This window comes from Polynucleobacter parvulilacunae (genome assembly GCF_018881715.1).
Classification (GTDB): Bacteria; Pseudomonadota; Gammaproteobacteria; order Burkholderiales; family Burkholderiaceae; genus Polynucleobacter; species Polynucleobacter parvulilacunae.
Map to the genome: position 1 here is coordinate 1 of NZ_JACVPW010000017.1, position 2,471 is coordinate 2,471.

The 2,471-nt window shown below is 38.9% G+C and carries 2 protein-coding genes; one reads left to right on the forward strand and one right to left on the reverse strand.

Features of this window, described 5'->3' with window-relative positions; translation table 11 throughout:
• Positions 1-773: 773 nt before the first annotated feature.
• Entirely contained in the window at positions 774-1,112 is a 339-nt protein-coding gene (locus ICN18_RS10375) for a hypothetical protein (RefSeq protein WP_216190515.1), read from the reverse strand.
• 590 nt (positions 1,113-1,702) lie between these two features.
• On the opposite strand from ICN18_RS10375, the gene ICN18_RS10380 reads away from it, so the two are divergent.
• Positions 1,703-2,471 (forward strand): ESPR domain-containing protein (locus ICN18_RS10380; protein WP_216190517.1); only part of this gene is annotated, 769 nt, incomplete at its 3' end.

Sequence of the window (2,471 nt, forward strand, 5' to 3'; positions counted from 1 at the left end):
CTTGCATATTATTGCCTTTCGTTTAAAAAGAATGGATGGCTTTAGCAGTGATGTTTGTTGTTAATTCTTGCTGAATCAATCAAATTTTGCGAGGGTTTGGAGTGAATACTATTTTCAAGAATTAGGTATTTTAGTTGTGAATTATCAACGGCGATTTTTTAAATTGCTCAAGTAGTTCTACTTTTTAGGAAAATCCTCTCCTTTATTGGCCCTGATATTTCTAGACTCAATAGCGCCGTGCAAGGTTAGAGTTGTGTTTAAGGGTGTTTACGAATAAATTAAATAGGCCATAGCCAGAAGCCATAGCAGCTCCGTTGCTAATATTAGTAAACATATAGTGCTCAGGAGTCTTGTCGGTCTCATAGCGTGACATACGCTACAAAAGAGATTGTTTTCCAGGATATGGGCTTTGCAGTTGGGGCAAACTATGCGTTTCATGGGTGCTATTAGATTAAAATATTTGTATCTTGCTGATGGGAGTGCTTATTGCCACACTATTGCGCAATATATAAAAGTTACTCCAATAAGCACGAGTAGTATGCTCAACGCTACTCCCAAGATAAATCTAAATATGTGCATAAAGTGAGTTATTGAGAAAGGTTTTGGAAAACTATTGGTTCAGTTTTTTTGAAATAAAATGAATAAACCATTGCTTGCATGCCTTGTAAATCTATTGAATTAGTATTTTTCTAAAGTATGAGAATGCGTTTTGCTCGTTTTGAGTGCGCTCCTTTTTGATTATTTAATCAGTCTTCTTGATGTGCGGTAGAAGGCTAAAGGGATAAATGTTGAAAATCCTCTGAAAGTAACTCAAATTTTGAAATTAGCTTAGCTGTAGGAATTATTTGCTTGGCCCTAGCATCTTCGTTACTCCTTTTTAATTCTAGCCACCCCTCTTCAATTAGATCATTGAGGTGGGGGCGGATACCCATGTTGCTGAATCTAGAATTTAGCAATAAGGATTTCACCCTTAGATGTTTATTTGAAGCGGCAAAAAAGAATGCATTAATTATTATTTCATGGCGAATAGCTGAGCCTCTTAAAGGTAAATGTTTCTCTGATTTATCGTGTACGCACTTTAAATGAGCGGCAATTTTTTTTGTTGCTAGCATAAGCTTATTTAAGTTTTTTTACGGATGGGTGTAAGTTTGCCATCTTCGCACGAGTAATTCAGGCAATTAGATATGTTTTGCGTATCTAATAATGTATTCGTATTGCGCTTTGACTGCTAGCGCAATGAGGTGGCGTTTTAGCCATACCAACATTTATCAATATATTGCGCCCTCTGCAATATAAAAGTTGCGCCATTTAATGGTAGTTCATTCTGGGGATAAATCTTTCTGGATTGCAGGCTCGATTGACAACGTTTCATATCGACACCTAAAAACTTTAGATACAAATTAACGGATATACGGGTGATACCAATTTGCCTAGCTCTGGTTGTTAAATCTTTTTGCTATTTGACAATAAACCCTGTCGGAGTTTGATAGTTCAATCTTCAGTGTGGTCTGATCTAATTTTGGTGTTTGCCTTATGCCCAGCATGGTATTCCATAAGTTTTCGACTAGCGGGTGTCTTGGGCTTAATTAAGGTGATCACATAAATTTTAAAAAAATCAGTACGAATTTCATATGCTTTATATCTTTTGAATAGAGTCTAAGTCGGTAAAAATGACAGCCAATTTGATTTTCTGAGTGCTGATTTGAATAAAATTTTCAAACTAAAGTTCTCAAGAGCTTTAGGTGTATTTGTGGTTGTATCTGAGCATTGTAAAAATGCAGTCAGAGGGAAAGGCTCGGGCAAAAAGTTAGCTACTTTGGTTTTGACTACAGCATGCCATTTGCACGCTCATGCGGCTGATGTGTATGACTTCGTTAATAGCTCTGGGACATCCTATAACTTCAACAATGGCTACGCGTATAGCCGTACGTCGGTTTTCGGCACGATATACAACAGTGGCAATCAGAGTTTTCCTTTTAACGGGAATTTCTTCACGACTGTTTTCAGTGGTGGCGTAGAGTACATGGGCTCTGTTTTGGGGAATCCGCGTGAATACAACCTAACTGTGTCTTCTGGTGGAAATGTTTATTTGGAGTATCGTGGTGTTATATCTAGCGCCACCATTCTTGGTTACCTTGGTATAGGGAGTAGTGTTGATAGTGCGTCACTACAACAAATTTCGTTAGTTGGCGGCGGACAGATGTTTGTTTTTAGTGGCGCCACCAATGTACGCGTCTTTAACTTAATTGTTAATAATGGAGCTCTTGGCTTTAATCTGGCAGGCAGTTCAAACTATGCTGTGGGGACAACTCTGTCGGGATCCCCGATGGGCATTTTTAATGGTGCTGAAGCTAATGTAACAACGATTTTGTCTGGTGCCAACCTCAATGTCTCCTCCGGTGGTACGGCAACGAACTCTATTGTTAGCAGTGGGGGTCTATTGGCCGTCTCTGCTGGCGGTACAGCTACGA

Coding starts and splice junctions, on each gene's coding strand:
- ICN18_RS10375 (WP_216190515.1), bottom strand. CDS start 1,112: ATGCTAGCAACAAAAAAAATTGCCGCTCATTTAAAGTGCGTACACGAT.